The sequence below is a fragment of the Halomonas getboli genome (assembly GCF_023094245.1).
Classification (GTDB): Bacteria; Pseudomonadota; Gammaproteobacteria; order Pseudomonadales; family Halomonadaceae; genus Halomonas; species Halomonas getboli.
On the sequence record NZ_JALMEW010000002.1, the window covers coordinates 402,730 to 422,345 of the forward strand.

At 68.3% G+C, this 19,616-nt stretch carries 14 protein-coding genes; 7 read left to right on the forward strand and 7 right to left on the reverse strand.

Annotated elements, in window-relative coordinates:
* The first annotated feature begins 12 nt into the window (after positions 1-12).
* The gene (gene gpgS / locus MYL53_RS06835; protein WP_247852869.1) at positions 13-1,131 is read left to right on the forward strand and encodes an N-acetylglucosaminyl phosphatidylglycerol synthase; all 1,119 of its coding nucleotides are present in this window, start codon (positions 13-15) and stop codon (positions 1,129-1,131) included.
* Positions 1,124-2,095, forward strand: coding sequence for a glucosaminyl phosphatidylglycerol flippase (gene gpgF / locus MYL53_RS06840; RefSeq protein ID WP_247852870.1), 972 nt, complete (start codon positions 1,124-1,126; stop codon positions 2,093-2,095). Before gpgS ends, gpgF begins: the two co-directional genes overlap by 8 nt.
* Before the next feature lie 33 nt (positions 2,096-2,128).
* Here the strand turns inward: gpgF and MYL53_RS06845 are convergent, their stop codons facing one another.
* Both MYL53_RS06845 and MYL53_RS06850 read right to left on the reverse strand, forming a co-directional pair.
* Positions 2,129-3,442: an HlyD family type I secretion periplasmic adaptor subunit gene (locus MYL53_RS06845; RefSeq protein WP_247852871.1), complete on the reverse strand. Its 1,314-nt coding sequence runs from the start codon at positions 3,440-3,442 to the stop codon at positions 2,129-2,131.
* The gene (locus MYL53_RS06850) at positions 3,426-5,207 is read right to left on the reverse strand and encodes a type I secretion system permease/ATPase (protein ID WP_247852872.1); all 1,782 of its coding nucleotides are present in this window, start codon (positions 5,205-5,207) and stop codon (positions 3,426-3,428) included. The genes MYL53_RS06845 and MYL53_RS06850 overlap by 17 nt, the downstream gene beginning before the upstream one ends.
* Positions 5,208-5,470: 263 nt before the next feature.
* On the opposite strand from MYL53_RS06850, the gene MYL53_RS06855 reads away from it, so the two are divergent.
* The 5 genes from MYL53_RS06855 to siaD all read left to right on the forward strand — a co-directional run bounded on the left by MYL53_RS06855 (position 5,471) and on the right by siaD (position 11,315).
* Positions 5,471-7,339, forward strand: a complete 1,869-nt coding sequence (locus MYL53_RS06855; RefSeq protein WP_247852873.1) for a cellulose binding domain-containing protein — start codon at positions 5,471-5,473, stop codon at positions 7,337-7,339.
* Between the two features lie 191 nt (positions 7,340-7,530).
* On the forward strand, positions 7,531-9,576 hold the full coding sequence (siaA, locus tag MYL53_RS06860; RefSeq protein WP_247852874.1) for a biofilm regulation protein phosphatase SiaA: 2,046 nt from the start codon (positions 7,531-7,533) through the stop codon (positions 9,574-9,576).
* Between the two features lie 12 nt (positions 9,577-9,588).
* On the forward strand, positions 9,589-10,122 hold the full coding sequence (gene siaB, locus MYL53_RS06865) for a biofilm regulation protein kinase SiaB (protein WP_247852875.1): 534 nt from the start codon (positions 9,589-9,591) through the stop codon (positions 10,120-10,122).
* A gap of 12 nt (positions 10,123-10,134) precedes the next feature.
* The gene (gene siaC, locus MYL53_RS06870; protein ID WP_247852876.1) at positions 10,135-10,524 is read left to right on the forward strand and encodes a biofilm regulation phosphoprotein SiaC; all 390 of its coding nucleotides are present in this window, start codon (positions 10,135-10,137) and stop codon (positions 10,522-10,524) included.
* Complete coding sequence (gene siaD, locus MYL53_RS06875) at positions 10,521-11,315, forward strand: biofilm regulation diguanylate cyclase SiaD (RefSeq protein ID WP_247852877.1); 795 nt, start codon at positions 10,521-10,523, stop codon at positions 11,313-11,315. Before siaC ends, siaD begins: the two co-directional genes overlap by 4 nt.
* An 81-nt stretch (positions 11,316-11,396) precedes the next feature.
* Here the strand turns inward: siaD and sucD are convergent, their stop codons facing one another.
* The 5 genes from sucD to MYL53_RS06900 all read right to left on the reverse strand — a co-directional run bounded on the left by sucD (position 11,397) and on the right by MYL53_RS06900 (position 19,484).
* On the reverse strand, positions 11,397-12,269 hold the full coding sequence (gene sucD, locus MYL53_RS06880; protein WP_247852878.1) for a succinate--CoA ligase subunit alpha: 873 nt from the start codon (positions 12,267-12,269) through the stop codon (positions 11,397-11,399).
* Positions 12,269-13,435 carry an ADP-forming succinate--CoA ligase subunit beta gene (gene sucC / locus MYL53_RS06885; RefSeq protein ID WP_016856036.1) on the reverse strand — a complete coding sequence of 389 codons (1,167 nt, stop codon included), beginning with the start codon at positions 13,433-13,435 and terminating at the stop codon, positions 12,269-12,271. The genes sucD and sucC overlap by 1 nt, the downstream gene beginning before the upstream one ends.
* A 139-nt stretch (positions 13,436-13,574) precedes the next feature.
* Positions 13,575-15,014 carry a dihydrolipoyl dehydrogenase gene (gene lpdA / locus MYL53_RS06890; RefSeq protein WP_247852879.1) on the reverse strand — a complete coding sequence of 480 codons (1,440 nt, stop codon included), beginning with the start codon at positions 15,012-15,014 and terminating at the stop codon, positions 13,575-13,577.
* Between the two features lie 48 nt (positions 15,015-15,062).
* Positions 15,063-16,604, reverse strand: coding sequence for a 2-oxoglutarate dehydrogenase complex dihydrolipoyllysine-residue succinyltransferase (odhB, locus tag MYL53_RS06895; RefSeq protein ID WP_247852880.1), 1,542 nt, complete (start codon positions 16,602-16,604; stop codon positions 15,063-15,065).
* Between the two features lie 42 nt (positions 16,605-16,646).
* Positions 16,647-19,484: a 2-oxoglutarate dehydrogenase E1 component gene (locus MYL53_RS06900; RefSeq protein ID WP_247852881.1), complete on the reverse strand. Its 2,838-nt coding sequence runs from the start codon at positions 19,482-19,484 to the stop codon at positions 16,647-16,649.
* Positions 19,485-19,616: the final 132 nt, after the last annotated feature.

Here is a 19,616-nt window from a genome sequence, read left to right on the forward strand (position 1 = left end):
GGGAGGGACCCTTTGCATATCGCCGACGTCACCATGTTCCACGCCCCCTCGAGCGGCGGCGTGCGCACCTATCTCCAGGCCAAGCGGCGCCGGATCGCCGAGACTCCCGGCCTGCGTTCGAGCCTGCTCGTGCCCGGCGCCGAGCGCGACGCCCTCGACGACTGCCATACGCTGCCGGCGATGCGCCTGCCGCTGGGTCAGGGCTATCGCTTCCCGCTGCGCCGCGCCCCCTGGCGCGAGCGGCTGCTGGAGCTCGCCCCCGACCTGATCGAGGCCGGCGACCCCTACGTCACGCCCTGGGCCGCGCTGGAGGCCGGCCAGCGCCTCGGCGTGCCGGTGGTCGGCTTCTACCACTCCGACCTGCCACGGCTGATGGGCGATCGCTTCGGCGGCGCGGTGCGCCGGCGCCTGGAGCGCTACGTGCGCGACCTCTACGGCCGCTTCGACGGCGTGATGGCGCCCTGCCGGGCCATGGCCGAGCGGCTGGCGGACTGGGGCGTGGACGACGTGCGCGTGCAGCCGCTGGGCGTCGACCTCGCGACCTTCCACCCCGACCGCGCCGATCCGGCCTGGCGGGCCTCGCTGGGGCTGCCCGCCGACACCCGACTGCTGGTCTTCGCCGGGCGCTACTCGCGGGAGAAGAACGTCGACGTGCTGCTGCGCACGCTCCGGCGCCTCGGTCGCCCCTATCACCTGCTGCTGATGGGCCCCGGCATGCCGACCCGGGTGCCCGACAACGTGACCGCCATCTCGCGCTACTGCGATCGCCGCGAGGTGGCCCGAGCGCTGGCCAGCGCCGACGCCATGCTGCACGCCGGCACCCGCGAGACCTTCGGCCTGGTGGCACTGGAGGCCATGGCCTGCGGCCTGCCGGTGGTCGCCGCCCGGGCCGGGGCGCTGATCGAGAACGTGCCGCTGGGCGGCGGGCTGTTGTGCACGCCCCACGACGACGGCGCCATGGCCGAGGCGGTCGAGGCCCTGTTCGGCCACGACGTCGCCGCCGGCGGCCGTCACGCCCGCCGCCAGGTGGAGCGTCGCTTCCACTGGAACCGGGTGATCGATGACCTGCTCGGCTACTACGCCACCCTCACGCCCGGCGAGCGCGCGGCCCCGCGCCTTCGACATGGCTGAGCGTCGCCGACATTACGGCGGGTGGCTGGCCGCGGCGCTGGTGCTGGCCCTGGCGGTGCCGCTGATGATCGGCGGCCGCGAGGCACTGACGGCGCTGGGCGCGTTCCCGCCGGGCAGGCTGGCGGGGATGCTGGCGCTGGTGGTGCTGTGCTGGAACCTCAACGCCCTGCGCCTGAGGCTGCTGCTGGCGGGGCGCGCCGGCCAGCTCGGCCAGCGCAGCGCCCTGGGGATGGTGATGGCCACCGAGTTCGCCATCTGCGCCACCCCGGGCGGCAGCGGCGGGCTGCCGACCCTGCTCGCGCTGCTGGCCCGACGCGGGCTGCGCCCCGCCCGGGCCTCGGCGGTGTTCATGGTCGACCAGTGCTGCGACCTGCTGTTCTTCCTCGCCGCGCTGACCGCCCTGGTGCTGGTGTCGCTGGTCACGGCCGTGCCCTGGCCCCATCAGTGGCTGCTGGTCGCCGCCATCGTCACCCTGCTCCTGCTGCTGACGACGGGGGCGATGCTGATCCGGCACCTGCCGGCGCTGCTGCGCCGCCGCGGGTCACGAAGGCGGCGCCCCGGTCTGGCCCGGCGGCTGCTCGGCTTTCGCCAGGCGCTGACCGCCACCCTGGCACTGCCCCGCCCGGTGCTGGTGCTGGCCATGGCCAGCTGCGCCGCCCACTGGCTGACGCGCTACAGCCTGCTCTACCTGGCGCTCAAGGGGCTCGGCGCCGACGTGGCCTGGAGCTGGGCCTTCCTGGTGCAGATGCTGTCGATGGCCGCAGGCCAGCTGAGCCTGCTGCCCGGCGGCACCGGTGCCGCCGAACTCGGCACCGGCATGCTGCTGATCCCGCTGGTCGGCCAGGCCACCGCCGGGGCCGCCATCGTGATCTGGCGCTTCGTCACCTTCCACTGCTACCTGCTGGCCGGCGCCCCGGTGTTCCTGGCCATGATCGGCCTGCCCCGTCGTCAGCGAGCGCGCTGAACCAGGCCGGAACGCGCCCCGAGCGAGGCCGGCTCAGTCGGCCCGCATGGCCCGCGCCAGCATGTCGGTCACCGGCTTGGCCAGATAGCTGGCGAAGGTGCGGCTGGCGGCCTGCAGCCGCACCTCGGCGGGCATGCCTGCCTGCAGCCGCATCGACTCGGGCATCGCCTCACGCTCCGCCTCGCCGACCCGGACCCGCACCTCGTAGTAGCGCTTACCGCTGCGCTCGTCGGTGAAGCTGTCGGCGGAGACCCGCTGCACGGTGCCGTCGATAAGCCGCGAGCGGCGACGATTGAAGGCGCTGAAGCGGATCTCCGCCGACTGGCCGGGATAGACGCTGTCGATGTCCTGATCGGCGACCCGGGCCTCGACCACGAACTCCCCGCCGCCCGGGACGATCTCCAGCAGCGTGGTGCCGGGCTCGATCACCGCGCCGCGGGTATGCACCGCCAGGCCAACCACCGTGCCCGCGGCCGGCGCCGTCACCGTGGTACGCCGCCGCTGATCGCGCAGCGCGGTCATCCGCTCCCGGGCATCGGCGATCTGGCGCCGGGTCTCGCGCAGGCGCTCGCCCACTTCCTGGCGGAACTCTTCCACGCGCACCCGCTTCTTGAGATCGTTCTCGCTGATCTGCGACCTCAGCCGAGCGATCTCGGTGCGATGCTGTTCGATCTCGCCCTGATACTGCAGCACCTCGCGCTCCAGCTCTCGCAGCCGGCGGTTGTCGCCCAGCCCGTCCTTGAACAGCGAGCGATAGGCCTCGGCATCCTCGCGCAGCGAAGCAAGCTGCTCGCGACTGACCCGGATCATCGCCTCGCGACCCTCGATGCGCTGGCGCAGCTGCTCGCTCTGCGCCTCCAGCGACGCCAGCGCCCCGTCGAGCGCCTCGCGACGCGAGTGGAAGAGCCCGCGCTGCACCGCCTTGAGCTGTGCGTTGCGCGGTGAGTCAGCGTCATCGAGCGCGTCGGGAAACGTCAGGCGGTCTTCGCCGGCCTGCTCGGCCATCAGCCGGACCTCGGCGGCGCGATTGATCAGGTATTGGGAGCGCGCGATCTGCAGCCGCGACTCGACCTGGGTCGGATCGAGCACCAGCAGCGTCTGCCCTTCCTCGACGCGATCGCCCTCCTCGACCGCGATGCGGCGCACGATGCCGCCCTCGAGATGCTGCACCGTCTTCTTGAACGAGGCCACCTCGACCCGGCCGGGGGCGATCACCGACACCGCCAGCTCGGCCGAGACCGCCCAGCCGCCGAAACCGAGCACGCAGACCAGCACCAGCGCCAGCCCCGCGAGGCGATGGCGACGGTCATCGACCGGTGGCCGAGGCGCATCATGTGTCGGCTGCATGGGCGCCTCCCTGAGCGGTCGCTTCGCGTCGTTCATGCCGCCGGGCCGCCATGCGCTCCAGCACACGATCGCGGGAGCCGAACAGCGACACCCGGCCGTCGTCGAGCACCAGCAGGCGATCGACCCGTTTCAGCACCCCGCTGCGATGACTGATCACCAGCAGGGTCACGCCGTCCCGCCGCAGGGCCTCCATGGCCTCGGCCAGGGCCTGTTCGCCGCGATGGTCCAGATTGGCATTCGGCTCGTCGAGCACCACCAGCACCGGGTCGCCATAAAGCGCCCGCGCCAGGCCGATGCGCTGGCGCTGGCCGGCGGAGAGCAGGCCGCCGCCCGGCGCCAGCCAGGTGTCATAGCCCTCGGGCAGTCGCAGGATCATGTCATGCACCCCGGCGCGGCGCGCCGCCGCGATCACTCGCTCGCCGTCGACCTCGGCGAAGCGGGCGATGTTCTCGGCGAGGGTACCGGCAAACAGCTCGACGTCCTGGGGCAGATAGCCGAGGTGCGGCCCCAGGGCGCGGCGATCCCAGCGCGTGATATCGGCGCCGTCCAGCCGCACACAGCCTTCCCGGGCCGGCCACACGCCCAGCGCCAGGCGCGCCAGGGTCGACTTGCCGGCGGCGCTGGGGCCGATGATGCCGACCTGCTGCCCCGGGGCGATATCGAGATCGATGCCGGCCAGGATGGGCCGCTTCCCACCCGGAGCCCCGGCCGTCACGCCCTCGAGGGTCAGCTGCCCCCGGGGGGCCGGCAGCGACATGGGAGACGCGGGCGGCGGCGCCTCGCGGAAGATCGCCTCGAGTCGACGATAGGCGGCGCGGGCCGCGACGACGCTGCGCCAGCTGCCGACCAGCTGATCGACCGGCGACAGCACCCGGCCCAGCAGGATGGAGCCGGCGATCATCATGCCGGCGGTGATCCGCTCCTCGAGCACCAGCCAGGCGCCGAGCCCAAGGATCATCGACTGCAGCAGCAGCCGCAGCGCCCGAGTGAGGCTCGACAGCATGGCCGCCCGATCGCTGGCCAGCGACTGCCGCCACAGCCCGCGACGATGGTGCGCCAGCCAGCGTCCGGCGACGCTCGACAGCATGCCCATGGCATCGAGCGCCTCGGCGTTGCGCAGGTTGTCCGCCGCTCGCTCGCGGGCGGCCGCCATCTCCTGCCCGGCACCCTCCAGCCAGCCGCGTGTGGCCTTCTCGCTGATCACCACCAGCGCCAGCAGCAGCAGGCCGGCGGCAGCGGCGAAGACGCCGAACCAGGGATCGAACAGGCACAGCAGGGCCAGATAGACCGGCACCCAGAGCACATCGAAGAAGGCCAGCAGCGCGCCTCCCGCCAGCCCCTGACGCAGGGTGGCGAGATCGTCCAGCGGCCCGGCGCCCTGGCCGCCCGCCCGCTGCAGGCCGCGGCGGAACATCGCCGCATGCAGGGGCTCGACGACGCACGCGTCGAGGCGGTTGGCCAGGCGAACCAGCACGCCCGCTCGCACCCACTCAATTCCACCGATGACCACGTACAGGAAGATCACCAGCAGCGTCAGCATCAACAGCGTCGCTTCGCTGCCCGAGGGGATCACCCGGTCGTACACCTGAAGCATGTACAGCGCAGGCGTCATCATCAGCAGGTTGAGGCACAGGCTGAAGCCCGCGACCCACAGCAGCGAACGGCGACACGCCTCGCGCGCATCGGCCAGCGGCGTGTCGGCGCCTGCCCGAGCCTGACCGCCGACTTCCGCTCTCTCTCGGCCTTTCCTTCGCCGGCTCAACACTCCGCTGACTCTCCCATGCCCTGGTTTCCCTCTCACTTTCAACACGCCGATTGACGCTATTTTTTCCCTGTACAAAACTGAAAATGGCGCCTCTTTTGCGCCAATCATCGGGAAAATACCCGGTATCAAACCCTTTGTTCAACCCTGGAAAAATGTCTCCTAATGACGACAAAAGAGAGTCATGATTTCGATAAAAATCTATCGATAAGCCGGCCTATGAATATTCGACATCATCACGACACTTCGACAACAGGAGTCAATACATGAGCTCGACCATTGAGGTAGACACATCGACGTCCGCCGCGGAACTCGAGAGCCTGATCCGGAACGCCGACGCCGGCACGAGCTTTCGACTTTCCGCGGGTGAATATCGCTTCGACGACTCGATCACCGTCGAACGCTCCGACATCTCCCTGATGGGTGCGGGCGCCGACGAGACGCGCCTGACCTTCACCGACGAGGCGCTGTCACGAGACAACGACCAGGCAATTCACCTGGACGGTAGCGAGAACGTCGACATCGGCACCCTGTCGGCGGATGCCGACAGCGGCGATCGTCGGCTGACGCTGGAGGACGATCCCGACCTGTCCGTGGGGGATACCGTCCGCCTATGGCAAGACAACGACGACGCCTTCTTCGACGACATCGGCGACAGTTCCTGGCGCAAGGTCGAGTACGCCGAGCTGCGCACCAGCATGGCCAAGGTCACCGACGTCGACGGCGATCAGGTCACGCTGGACCGCGGCGTACGCTTCGATTTCTCGTCGGGAGAGACCCGGGTCGAACGCCTCGACAGCGTCGACAACGTCACCCTGAAAGGCTTCAGCCTGGGCTTCGAGCTCGGGGAATCCGACCTGTCGCGGTTCGAGAACGTCCGGGATGACCTGAGCGACTATCACGCGGTGCATCTCGAGGGCACGGTCAACGCCCGGCTCGACGACATTCAGGTCATCGAGGGGCCCTCCACCGCCTTTCGCCTGTCCCGTGCGCTGGACACCCGCGGCGAGGATCTCGAGGCCCATGGCGCCTTCAACAAGGGCAGCAACGGCAACGGCTACGCCTACGAGCTTCACGAGAGCTACGACGGCGTCTTCTCCGGACTCGAGGACAGCGGCATGCGTCACGGCCTGGTGTTCGCCTCCTGGCGCTCCTCGGCCGGCAACGAGGTCGAGATCGCCTCGACCGACCGCGATGTCAATTTCCACGGCGGCCGGGATCATGACAACAGCGTTCACGTGCGGCAGTCGATCCGCGACCCGGAGGCGGACGAACTGTCGCCGGCGCTGTACGTCAACGAGGACGGCGAGAGCTTCGGTGCCCCCACCGATCCCGATGCCAACGAGGTGGTCTTCGATTATCTGATCGGTACCCGACGCGAGGACGGGGTGCAGGGCTCTGACGACGGCGTCTATCTGAACGGCGGCCTGGGCCATGACCGGCTATACGGCGGCAGCGGCAACGACCTGCTCCAGGGCGGGCCGGGCGATGACTGGTACGACGGCGACGACCGTCTGGACGGCGGCGAGGGCGTCGACACCGCGCGCTATACCGGCCACCTCGACGATCACGAGATCGCGATGTCCGACGACGGCGTGATCATCACCGGCAAGGGCAGCGAGGATACCCTGACCGACGTGGAGTTCGCGGTCTTCGGCGACGGCACCACCCTGCATACGGCGTCGGGCAACCTGTTCCGCGGCGAGGCCATCGACGCGCCCGAACCCGGCGAGATCCTCGACGGCGACGGCACGAAGCCCGCCATCCTGGAAGACGACGCCGAGTTGCTGGTGACCGGCAACGTCACCAGCCAGTGGTCCTCGGGCTACGTGGCCGAGGTCTTCGTCGAGAACGTCTCCGATGACGACATCGTCGACCCGCAGGTCGGCTTCGATCTGCCTGCCGATCTCGACACCCTGTGGAACGGCGTCGTCGGCGAAGGGGACGGCGGCTATCGGGTGCAGGACAACAACGCCAACACCCTGGCCCCGGGCGAGGCCTGGCGCTTCAGCTTCAAGGCCTACGGCGACGACGCGCTGCCCGCCGAGATGAGCGCCGAGACCGGATCGGGCCAGGCGCTGGACGTCCAGGTGCTGGGGCTCGGCAACACTGCGGTGGAAGAAGTGGCGGGCTAGCGCCGCTGCACGCCTACCGCTCCCATTCACGCCCGCCCGCAGGGAGCCCGACGGGTTCCCTGCGTCATGCCCGATACCCGCCTTCTGCCTTTCTTACCGAGTTTCTTGCTACTCAGGATGTGGCATAGTAGTCACAAATCATTACAAAGCCGTCCTCCGACCGCCGGTCGGAACGCGCAAGGAACTCCTTCATGGCCCAACGCTGGGGACTGCGTGGCCAGTCCACCCTCACGCTACTGCTGGCCTGCCTGCTGGCGCTGATACCGGCGCTGCTGATCGGCTGGCAGGCCGTCGACGAGGTGCGTCGCCACTTCGCCACCCGCTATGCCGAGCAGTACACCCTGCTGCACATGCAGGAGATCCTCGCGCCGGTCTCCCGCGAGCTGGCCCTGGCGCGCCGCTTCGCCGACTCGGTAGTCACGCGCGAGTGGCTGGCATCCCCGGACGACGCCGCACGGCGAGCCCGTTTCTTCCGCGAGGCCGAGGGCTTTCGCGAGCAGTTCAGCGGCGAGGCCTACTTCGTGGTCGACGATGCCAGCGGCGACTACTACTACAACGACGCGGACTCGCCCGAAAGCCGCCTGCCCCGCTATCGGCTATCGCCCGACGACCCGGAAGACGCCTGGTACTTCGACACCATGGCCAGCTACGCCAGCTACAACATCAACGTCAATATCGACGGCAAGCTGGGGCTGGCCAAGGTGTGGCTGAACGTGGCGATACGCGACGGCAACCGGGCGCTGGGCATGGCCGGCGGCGGACTCGACCTGAGCCGCTTCCTCGACGACTTCCTGCGCGACAAAGCCCCGGGGCTGACGCCGATGATCGTCGACGACCGCGGCGCCATCCAGGCCCACCCGGACCGCGATCGGCTGGCCCTCAACTCCGCCACCCAGCGCCGGCTCGACGGCGACGTGCCACGCCTTCAGGTGCTGGTCGACGACACGGCCCAGCGCCAGCGGCTGGAGGATGCCATGCTCGAAGCCCGACGCCGCCCTGGCACGGTGCAGCAGCTCGAGGTCAGCCTCGAGGGCCAGCCGCGTACCCTGACGCTGGGCTACATTCCCGAGCTGCAGTGGCTGTTCGTCTCGGCCCTGGATCTGGAGAGCGCGCCGGTGTTCGAGGGCCGCTGGTTCTGGGCGCTGCTGGGCGCCCTGGCGCTGGTGCTGGCCCTGCTGATGGCCGGCGTGGCCTACGGCATCGAGCGGCTGATCCTCGGCCCGCTGCGCCGCCTGCAGCACTCCGCCCAGGCCATCGCCGACGGCGACTACGCCAGCCAGCTGCCCACCGAGCGCGGCGACGAGATCGGCGAGCTGTCGCGCGCCTTCGCCCACATGGCCGGCCAGGTGGAACGCCACACCCAGGAGCTGGAGGCCACGGTCCGGCGCCGCACCCGGGACCTGGAGGCCACCAACGCCGAGATGGCCGCCGCCCAGCGCCAGATCGACGCCTCTCTCGAGTACGCCAGCATCATCCAGCGAGCCATCCTGCCCCGCCACCAGCTGGAGGCCCACCTGGCCGGCCACCAGGCCGTACTGTGGCGCCCGCGGGACCAGGTCGGCGGCGACATCTACGTCTTCCGCGCCACCGAGACCGGCTACCTGATGGGCGTGATCGACTGCGCCGGACACGGCGTGCCGGGCTCGCTGATGACCATGCTGGCCCGGGCCATCGTCGACCACGCCATCCTCAAGGTCGGCGCCGACGACCCGGCGGCCATTCTCAACGAGACCGATCGCCAGAACCGCGCCACCCTGCAGCGCGAGAGCCTGCCGGCCTCGATCGCCACCAACATGGACATGGGCCTGGTATGGGTCGAGCGCGACGCCGAGCGCCTGACCTTCGCCGGGGCCAAGATGTCGCTCTACGCCAGCGACGGCGAACGGCTCGAGGTGCAGCCAGGCGGCAAGCGCGCGCTGGGCCAGAAGCGCACCATGACCTACGAGAACCGCGTGATGCCGCTGCATCGGGGCTGGACCTACTCGCTGTGCTCCGACGGCTTCCTCGATCAGGCCGGCGGCGAGCACGGCTTCGGTTTCGGCAACCGGCGCTTCGAGGCCATGCTGCGCCGCCATGCCGACGCGCCGCTGGATGACCAGATCGCCGCCTTCGAGGCCGAGCTTGACGCCTACCGCGGCGACCATGCCCAGCGCGACGACATCACCCTGCTATGCTTCCGTTTCGACACGCCACCCGATGACGGCGCGCTCGCTCACGCCCCGTCCTCGTTCACCTGACCCGGAGACGTCATGGATCTGCTGACCCTGCGCGACACCTACCTCCAGCAGCGCATCATGCTGTGCTTCAACGGCCCCATATCGCGCAGCCTGATCGAGGAGATCGGCCATGCGCTGCGCAACTACCTGAACAGCCAGTCCGCCGCACCCTCCTCGGCCATGGACGTGTTCGCCGTCTATATCGAGATGACCCAGAACATCCGTCACTACGCCCGCGAGCAGGGCTACGGCGAAGGGGACGCCACCGCCACCGTCGCCGTGGCCCGGGACGAGGACGGCCGCTATCTGGTCTCCGCCGGCAACCTGGTGGAGCACGCCGACGGCCAGCGCCTGGTCGAGGCCGTGGAGAGCCTGGCCGGCCTCGATGCCGCCGAGCTCAAGCGCGCCTACAAACAGCAGCTGCGCCGCCCCCGCGACGAGGCAGCACCGAGCGGCGCCGGCCTGGGGCTGATCGACATGGCCCGAAAGTCGTCGCGCCCCCTCGAGGCCTCGCTGCAGCCGCTGTCCGCCGGCCGCAGCTTTCTCAGCCTGACAGCCACCATCTGAACGGTCTTTCCCATGAGCCAAGATCTGAACCTTCCCGGCAGCGCCTCCACTCCCGCCATCCAGAGCGACTGGCAGGCAGGACGGCTCGCGATGCAGGGCGATTCCTACCCGGAAAACTCCTTCGACCTCTTCGGCCGGGTCATCGCCTGGGTCGAGGCCTTCCTCGGCCAGGAGTCACGCCCGCTGTCGCTGGACCTGCAGCTCGTCTATCTCAACACCAGCTCGGTCAAGGCGATGATGGACATCTTCGACCTGCTCGAGGAGGCCCACGAGAGCGGCCGCGAGGTCGGCGTCGAATGGCGCTATGACCCGCGCAACGAGCGCATCGCCGAGCTGGCCGAGGAGTTCAAGGAGGACTGCAGCTATCCCTTCGCCATTCGCCCGCTCGAGGTGAGCGTGTGAGCGCCCGGGACGAGGCCCTGCTCGCCGAGGTCGCGGCGCTGCTCGCGGACGAGGCCCATCGCGGCCACCCGCTGCACCAGGCACTCGAGCGCCTCTATCGTCATCACCTGACGCAGGGCGAGCGGCTGGAGCGGATGATCGCCATCGCCGACGGCTTCCAGCAGGGCGCCCAGGAGGACCTCTACGCCACCCGTCAGCAGCTGGAACGCCAGCAGCGACGACAGCGCAAGCTATCGCGCATCGCCGACCGCTTCCAGGACCTGCTGGTCGAACGCAACCAGGTGCTCGAGGACGCCTCGGGGCTGGATCCGCTCACCGGACTGGCCAATCGGCGTCGCCTCGACGAGCAGCTGATGGCCCTCGTCGCCCGCGCCGAACGCCACGGGCGCCCGCTATGCCTGGCGATGATGGACATCGACCACTTCAAGGCCATCAACGACCGCTTCGGGCACGCCGCCGGCGACCGGGCACTGGTCGCTCTGGCCGAGACCCTGACGGAGTCGCTGCGGGCCGACGACCTGTGCGGCCGCTGGGGTGGCGAGGAGTTCCTGCTGGTGCTGCCCGAAATGCGCCTCGACCAGGCCGAGCCGCTGCTGGCTCGGCTCGGCGAGCGCCTGCGACGGCTCGACCTGGCGCTGGACGTCACGGGCCATCCCAGCAGCGTGACCGCCAGCATCGGCGTGGCCGAGCATCGCGTCGGCGAGACCTACCACGACACCCTCGAACGCGCCGATCAGGCGCTGCTGGTGGCCAAGCGCGAGGGCCGGGACCGCACTCGCCGAGCGTCCTGAAGGCGAACGAGGCCTGCACGCGGGCACGAAAAAGGGCACCCCGAGGGGTGCCCTTTCGCGTTGCGTCCCGAAGGCAGCGGCTTACCAGCCGGTGGCTTCCTTCAGGGCATCGCCGATCTCGGCCAGGGAGCGCACGGTCTTGACGCCCGCCGCCTCGAGGGCGCCGAACTTCTCGTCCGCGGTGCCCTTGCCGCCGGCGATGATGGCGCCGGCGTGGCCCATGCGCTTGCCGGGAGGCGCGGTGACGCCGGCGATGTAGGACACGACCGGCTTGGAGACGTGCTCCTTGATGTAGGCGGCCGCCTCTTCCTCGGCGGTACCGCCGATCTCACCGATCATGACGATGGCTTCGGTGGCCGGATCCTTCTCGAACTTCTCGAGGATGTCGATGAAGGTGGAGCCCGGAATCGGGTCGCCGCCGATGCCCACGCAGGTGGACTGGCCGAAACCGTGATCGGTGGTCTGCTTGACCGCCTCGTAGGTCAGGGTGCCGGAGCGCGACACGATACCGACCTTGCCCGGCTGGTGGATGTGGCCCGGCATGATGCCGATCTTGCACTCGCCCGGGGTGATCACGCCGGGGCAGTTCGGGCCGATCAGGCGCACGCCCAGCTCATCGCACTTGACCTTGACGTCGAGCATGTCGAGGGTCGGGATGCCCTCGGTGATGCACACGATCAGCTTGATGCCGGCGTTGGCGGCCTCGAGGATGGAGTCCTTGCAGAACGGGGCCGGCACGTAGATCACGCTGGCCTCGGCGCCAGTCTGCTCGACCGCTTCCTTGACGGTGTTGAACACCGGCAGGCCCAGGTGCTCCTGGCCGCCCTTGCCCGGGGTCACGCCGCCGACCATCTGGGTGCCGTAGGCGATCGCCTGCTCGGAGTGGAAGGTCCCCTGGCCGCCGGTGAAGCCCTGGCAGATGACCTTGGTGTTCTTGTCGATCAGGATGCTCATTACTTGCCCTCCGCTGCCTTGACGACCTGCTGAGCCGCGTCGGTGAGGCTCTTGGCAGCGATGATGTTCAGACCGCTGGAGGCCAGTTTCTCGGCACCCAGCTCGGCGTTGTTACCTTCCAGACGCACCACGACCGGCACGTTGACGCCCACCTGCTCGACGGCGCCGATGATGCCTTCGGCGATCATGTCGCAGCGCACGATGCCGCCGAAGATGTTGACCAGCACGGCCTTGACGTTGTCGTCGGACAGGATGATCTTGAACGCTTCCGCCACGCGCTCCTTGGTGGCGCCGCCGCCGACGTCAAGGAAGTTGGCCGGGCTGCCGCCGTTCAGGTTGACGATATCCATGGTGCCCATGGCCAGGCCGGCGCCGTTGACCATGCAGCCGATGTTGCCGTCCAGGGCCACGTAGTTCAGGTCCCAGGCCGCGGCCTCGGCCTCGCGGGAATCCTCCTGGGAGGGGTCGCGCATGGCCTGCAGATCGGGGTGACGGTACAGGGCGTTGCCGTCCAGGTTGATCTTGGCGTCGAGGCAGTGCAGGTTGCCTTCCTCGGTGATCACCAGCGGGTTGATCTCGAGCAGCGCCAGATCCTTGTCGTGGAACAGCTTGGACAGGCCCAGGAAGATCTTGGTGAACTGCTTGACCTGCGCGCCTTCGAGGCCCAGCTGGAAGGCCAGCTCGCGGGCCTGGTACGGCTGGGCGCCGACCAGCGGATCGATTTCGGCCTTGAGGATCTTCTCGGGCGTCTCCTCGGCGACCTTCTCGATCTCGACGCCGCCCTCGGTGGAGGCCATGAAGACCACGCGACGAGTGGCGCGATCGACCACGGCGCCGAGATAGAGCTCGCTGGCGATGTCGGTGCAGTTCTCGACCAGGATCTTGGCGACCGGCTGACCGTGCTCGTCGGTCTGGAAGGTCACCAGGTTCTTGCCCAGCCACTGCTCGGCGAAGGCCTTGGCCTCGTCGGCGCTCTTGACCAGCTTGACGCCGCCGGCCTTGCCGCGGCCACCGGCGTGGACCTGGGCCTTGACGACCCACATCTCACCGCCGATCTTCTTGCAGGCTTCCGCCGCTTCCTCGGGGGTGTCGACGGCGAAGCCCTTGGAAACGGGCAGACCATAGTCGGCAAACAGCTGTTTGCTCTGATACTCGTGAAGGTTCATCGATTCATGCCATTGGTTGCATGTGACTCGAACGGTAGTCGCCCGGGCGCCGACTCGGCGCAGCGCGGCGGCTACCACCGCTCCCCTCCGATACGAGGCCGGAAGGGACGCGCCGCCCGAAGGCGGCGCTCTTGTTGTCTTACTTGCGCTTCTTGCGGTTCGCCATGTGGATGGCGTGACCTTCCACGGCCAGGGCTGCCTCGTGGACGGCCTCGGACATGGTCGGATGCGCATAGCAGGACAGCGCCAGATCCTCGGCGCTGGAGCCGAATTCCATGGCGATGACGCCCTGGGCGATCATCTCGCCGGCGTGCTGGCCGACGATGTGCATGCCCAGGATACGATCGGTCTCGGCGTCGGCGATCACCTTGGCCTGACCCTCGGTGGCGTTGTTGGCCATGGCGCGACCGCTGGCGGCGAACGGGAAGGCGCCGGTCTTGACCTCGATGCCCTTGGCCTTGGCCTCCTGCTCGGTCATGCCGACCCAGGCCACCTCGGGGAAGGTGTAGATCACGCTGGGGATGGCGTCGTAGTTCATCTCGGCCTTGTGGCCGGCGATGATGTCGGCGACCATCACGCCCTCTTCGGAGGCCTTGTGGGCCAGCATCGGGCCGCGCACGCAGTCGCCGATGGCATAGACGCCCGGCACGCTGGTGCGGCACTGGTCGTCGACGTGGATGAAGCCGCGCTCGTCGAGCTCGACGCCCACGCCGTCACCGATCACGCCCTTGGTGTACGGCTTGCGGCCGACGCAGACGATCAGCTTGTCGAAGGTGATCTCCTGCTCGCCCTTGGCGTCGGAGTACTTGACCACGACCTCGTCGCCCTTGACCTCGGAGCCGGTGACGCGGGCGCCCAGCTTGATGTCCAGGCCCTGCTTCTTGAGCAGCTTCTGGGTCTCCTTGGCGATGGCCCCGTCGACCATCGGCAGGAAGTCGTCCATGGCCTCGAGGACGGTGACCTCGGAGCCCAGACGGTTCCACACGCTGCCCAGCTCCAGGCCGATGACGCCGGCGCCGATCACGCCCAGGCGCTTCGGCGTTTCCTGGAATTCCAGGGCGCCGGTGGAGTCGACGATCAGGCCTTCGGTCAGCGGGGTCGGCGGGATCTCGACCGGCACGGAACCGGCGGCGACCACGATGTTGTCGGCCTCGTAAGTGGCGGCGTTGCCGTCCTTGTCGGTGACCTCGACCTGCTGGCTGCCGGTCACCTTGCCGGTGCCCTCCAGCGCGGTCACGCCGTTGGCCTTGAACAGGCCGGCGATGCCGCCGGTCAGGTTCTTAACGATCTTGTCCTTGCGGGCCATCATCTTCTTGACGTCCATGGAGACGTCACCGGCCTGGATGCCCATGTCGTCGAAGTCGTGCTGCGCCTCGACGAACTTGTGGGAGGCTTCCAGCAGCGCCTTGGACGGGATGCAGCCCACGTTCAGGCAGGTACCGCCGTGAACGACGTTACCTTCCTTGCCGATCCACTTCTCGACGCAGGCGGTCTTCAGACCCATCTGGGCGGCACGGATGGCGGCCACGTAGCCGCCGGGGCCCGCGCCGATGACGATGACATCAAACTTGTCGGCCATGTTGGCTCCTTGCAAAAGTGTTTCGCTGTGCGCGTTAACCGGCGCGGATCAGATATCCAGCAGCAGACGGGCCGGATCCTCGAGCAGCGCCTTGATGGTCACCAGGAACTGCACCGCGTCCTTGCCGTCGATCATGCGGTGATCGTATGACAGCGCCAGGTACATCATCGGACGGATCTCGACCTTGCCGTTCACCGCCATCGGACGCTCCTGGATCTTGTGCATGCCCAGGATCGCGGTCTGCGGCGGGTTGAGGATCGGCGTGGACATCAGCGAGCCGAAGATGCCGCCATTAGTGATGGTGAAGGTGCCGCCCTGCATCTCGTCGATGCCGAGCTTGCCGTCACGGGCACGCTTGCCGAAGTCGACGATGCCCTTCTCGACGTCGGCGATCTTCATGCTGTCGGTATCGCGCAGCACCGGCACCACCAGGCCACGGTCGGTGGACACGGCCACGCCGATGTCCTGATAGCCGTGGTAGACGATGTCGTCGCCGTCGATGGAGGCGTTGACGTCCGGGAAGCGCTTGAGCGCCTCGGAGGCCGCCTTGACGAAGAAGCCCATGAAGCCGAGCTTGGTGTCGTGGGCCTTGAGGAAGGTGTCCTTGTACTGCGCGCGCAGCTCCATGACCGCGCCCATGTCCACCTCGTTGTAGGTGGTCAGCATGGCGGCGGTCTGCTGGGCCTCGACCAGGCGCTTGGCGATGGTCTTGCGCAGGCGGGTCATCGGCACGCGCTTCTCGGGGCGCTCGCCCTCGGCGACAGGCGCCGGTGCCGCGGCGGCCTTGGCACCGGCCGGCTTGGCGGCCTTCTTGGCGCTGCCGTCCTTGATCGCCTTCTGCACGTCTTCCTTCAGCACGCGACCGCCCTTGCCGGTGCCCTCGAGCTTGCTGACGTCGAGGTCATGCTCGGCAACCAGCTTGCGTGCGGCCGGGGCGAGGATCTTGTCGCCGACCTTCTCGTCGCTGGCGCCATCGTCGGCGGACGCGGCGGCCTTGCCCTCGCTGGACGCCGGCGTGGCATCGCCGCCAGCACCTTCGGTGAAGATCGCCAGCACCTCTTCGGAGGCCACCTGGCTGCCTTCCTCGGCCTTGATCTCGGACAGCGCGCCGTCGGCGGGGGCGACCACCTCGAGCACGACCTTGTCGGTCTCGATCTCGGCCAGCACCTCGTCGCGCTTGACGGCTTCGCCGACCTGCTTGTTCCAGCTGGCCACGGTGCCTTCCTGAACGGACTCGGGGAAGGTCGGGGCCTTCACCTCGTGCGCCTGGCCGCCGGCGGCCGGTGCGGCCTCCGGCTTGGCATCGCTCTTCTCCTCGCTGGCGGCCTCGGCCTTGTCGCCGCCGCTGGCCGCGCCCTCGCCGATGCGGCCGAGCACCTGCTCGGACTGCACGGTATCGCCCTCTTCCGCCAGCACCTCGGCCAGGGTACCGGCCTCGGGTGCCACGACCTCGAGCACCACCTTGTCGGTCTCGATCTCGACGATCAGCTCGTCACGCTCGACGCTGTCACCCGGCTTCTTGTGCCAGGCGGCCACGCTGCCTTCGGCAACGGATTCCGGAAAGGTGGGTGCCTTGATCTCGGTAGCCATGTCGTTTCCCTTGTGTGTTCTCTCTCGTCCCGGTGGGCTGCCTTAGAGGTTGAAGGCGTCTTCCACCAGCTTGCGCTGCTGTTCGGTGTGCACGGACATGTAGCCCGCCGCGGGCGCCGCCGAGGCCGGGCGGCCGGCGAACTTGAGCTTGCCGCCCAGGCCCGTCTTGAGCTGCTCCGCCACGCTGCGCATGTGGTGCTGACTGGAGTACCAGGCACCCTGGTTGAGCGGCTCTTCCTGGCACCACACCATCTCGCTGGCGTTGGTGTAGGCCTGGATCGCCTCGAGGAGCTCGGCCTCGGGGAACGGATAGAGCTGCTCGAGACGCAGGATGGCCACGTCGTCGCGGGCGTTCTCCTCGCGCCAGTTGGCCAGATCGTAGTAGACCTTGCCGGCGCACAGGATGATGCGCTCGACCTTGTCGGCGTCGCGCTGGCCCTGGTCGGGAATCACCATCTGGAAGCTGCCGCCGGCCAGCTCGTCGAGGCTGGAGGTGGCATCCTTGTGACGCAGCAGGCTCTTCGGCGACATCACCACCAGCGGCTTGCGCAGCTTGCGGATCATCTGGCGACGCAGCAGATGGAAGATCTGCGCCGGGGTGGTCGGCACGCAGACCTGCATGTTGTGCTCGGCGCACAGCTGCAGGAAGCGTTCCAGACGCGCAGAGGAGTGTTCGGGGCCCTGACCCTCGTAGCCATGCGGCAGCAGCATGGTCAGGCCGCACAGGCGCTCCCACTTGGTCTCGGCGGAGGAGATGAACTGGTCGACCACCACCTGGGCGCCGTTGAAGAAGTCGCCGAACTGCGCCTCCCAGATCACCAGGTCGTTGGGCGCCGTGGCGGCATAGCCGTACTCGAACGCCAGCACGGCTTCTTCCGACAGGAAGGAGTCGTGGATGGTGAAGCACGGCTGGCCGTCGGTCAGGTGCTGCAGCGGCACGTAGGTGCTGCCGTCCTTCTGGTTGTGCACCACCGCGTGGCGGTGAGAGAAGGTGCCGCGACCCACGTCCTGGCCGGTCAGACGAATCGGGTGGCCCTGGTCGAGCAGCGTGGCGTAGGCCAGGGTCTCAGCGAAGCCCCAGTTGCAGGCCATGCCGCCGGCCTGCATCTTGCGCCGATCATCGTAGATCTTGGCGACCTGACGCTGCACCTCGACCCCGTCCGGGACCTCGCACATGCGCGCCGCGAGGTGCTGCAGGCGCTTCATGTCGAAGCTGGTGTCGGTGTGGCCGCTCCACTCGTGGCCGAGATAGGGCTTCCAGTCGACGAACAGCGCGGTGTTGGGCTTCTGCACCAGGGCGTTGGCCACGTGGTTACCGGCGACCAGGTCGTCGCGGTAGCCTTCCATGGTCGCCTTGGCCTCGTCTTCGCTGATCAGCCCCTCCTTGACCAGGCGCTGGGCGTACAGCGCGCGCGAGGACGGGTGGTTCTTGATCTTGCTGTACATCATCGGCTGGGTGCCGGACGGCTCGTCGGCCTCGTTGTGGCCGCGGCGGCGGTAGCACACCAGGTCGATGACCACGTCTCTCTTGAACTGCTGACGATAGTCGAGCGCCACCTGGGTGGCGTGCAACACGGCGTCCGGGTCGTCGCCGTTGACGTGGAAGATCGGCGCCTGAACCATCTTGGCGATGTCGGTGCAGTACTCGGTGGAGCGCGAGTCTTCCGGATGGGACGTGGTGAAGCCCACCTGGTTGTTGATCACGATGTGCACCGTGCCGCCGGTCCGGTAGGCACGGGTCTGGGACATCTGGAACGTCTCCATGACCACGCCCTGGCCGGCGAAGGCCGCGTCGCCGTGAACGTTGATCGGCAGCACCTTACCGCCGTCGGCGTCGTTGCGGCGATCCTGGCGGGCCCGCACCGAGCCCTCGACCACCGGCGCGACGATCTCCAGGTGGGACGGGTTGAACGACATGGCCAGGTGGACTTCGCCACCCGGGGTCATGACGTTGGAGCTGAAGCCCTGGTGATACTTGACGTCACCGGAGCCACGCTCGACCAGCTTCTTGCCGTCGAACTCGTCGATCAGCTCGGAGGGGTTCTTGCCCAGGATGTTGACCAGCACGTTGAGACGGCCGCGGTGGGCCATGCCGATCACGACTTCCTTGGTGCCGTAGCCACCGGCGCGCTGGATCAGCTCGTCCATCATAGGGATGAAGGACTCGCCGCCCTCCAGGCCGAAGCGCTTGGTGCCCGGGTACTTGGAGGCCAGGTAGCTCTCCAGCCCCTCGGCGGCGGTGAGCCGCTCGAAGACATGCTTGCGCACGTCATCGCTGAACTTGGGCGCCGAGCGCACCGACTCGAAACGCTGCTGCAGCCAGCGCTTCTCTTCGGTGTCGACGATGTGCATGAACTCGCAGCCGATGCTGCGGCAGTAGGTCTGCTCCAGCGCCTCGACGATCTGCTTCAGCGGCGCCTTGTCGGCCCCCATGAACAGCGAGCCGGTCTGGAATTCGGTATCCAGATCGGCCTTGGAGAGCTGGTGGAAGGACAGATCGAGGTCGGGCACCGGGGTCGGGCTGCGCAGATCGAGGGGGTCGATATCGGCCTTCTGGTGCCCGCGGAAGCGGTAGGCGTTGATCAGCTGAAGCACCTTGACCTGCTTGCGATTCTCGTCGCTCTCGGGAGCGGCGGCAGCGGTCTGGGCGGTGCGGCGCTGGCGGCCTAGCTGATAGAACTGTTCGCGGGTCGGGGCAAGCGGAACGTCTTGGGTGGCGCTGCCATCGGGCTGCGGCAGTTGGTCGAAGTACTGACGCCATTCGTCGGGAACGGCAGAGGGGTCATCGAGGTACTGCTCGTAGAGCGCTTCCACATAGTGGACATTACCGCCACTGACATGGGAGGAGCGCCACATCAACTCCATTATGCCTTGTTGCATCTCTCGGTCACCCTGCACTGATGGGGTGGTGTCGGCCGTCACGGCTCACCCGTGGCGACAACATTAGGTAGCCGGCCGGCGGGGCAGACACCTTCTTGCGATGATCAGAAGCCGGTGCACAGGGCACCGGCT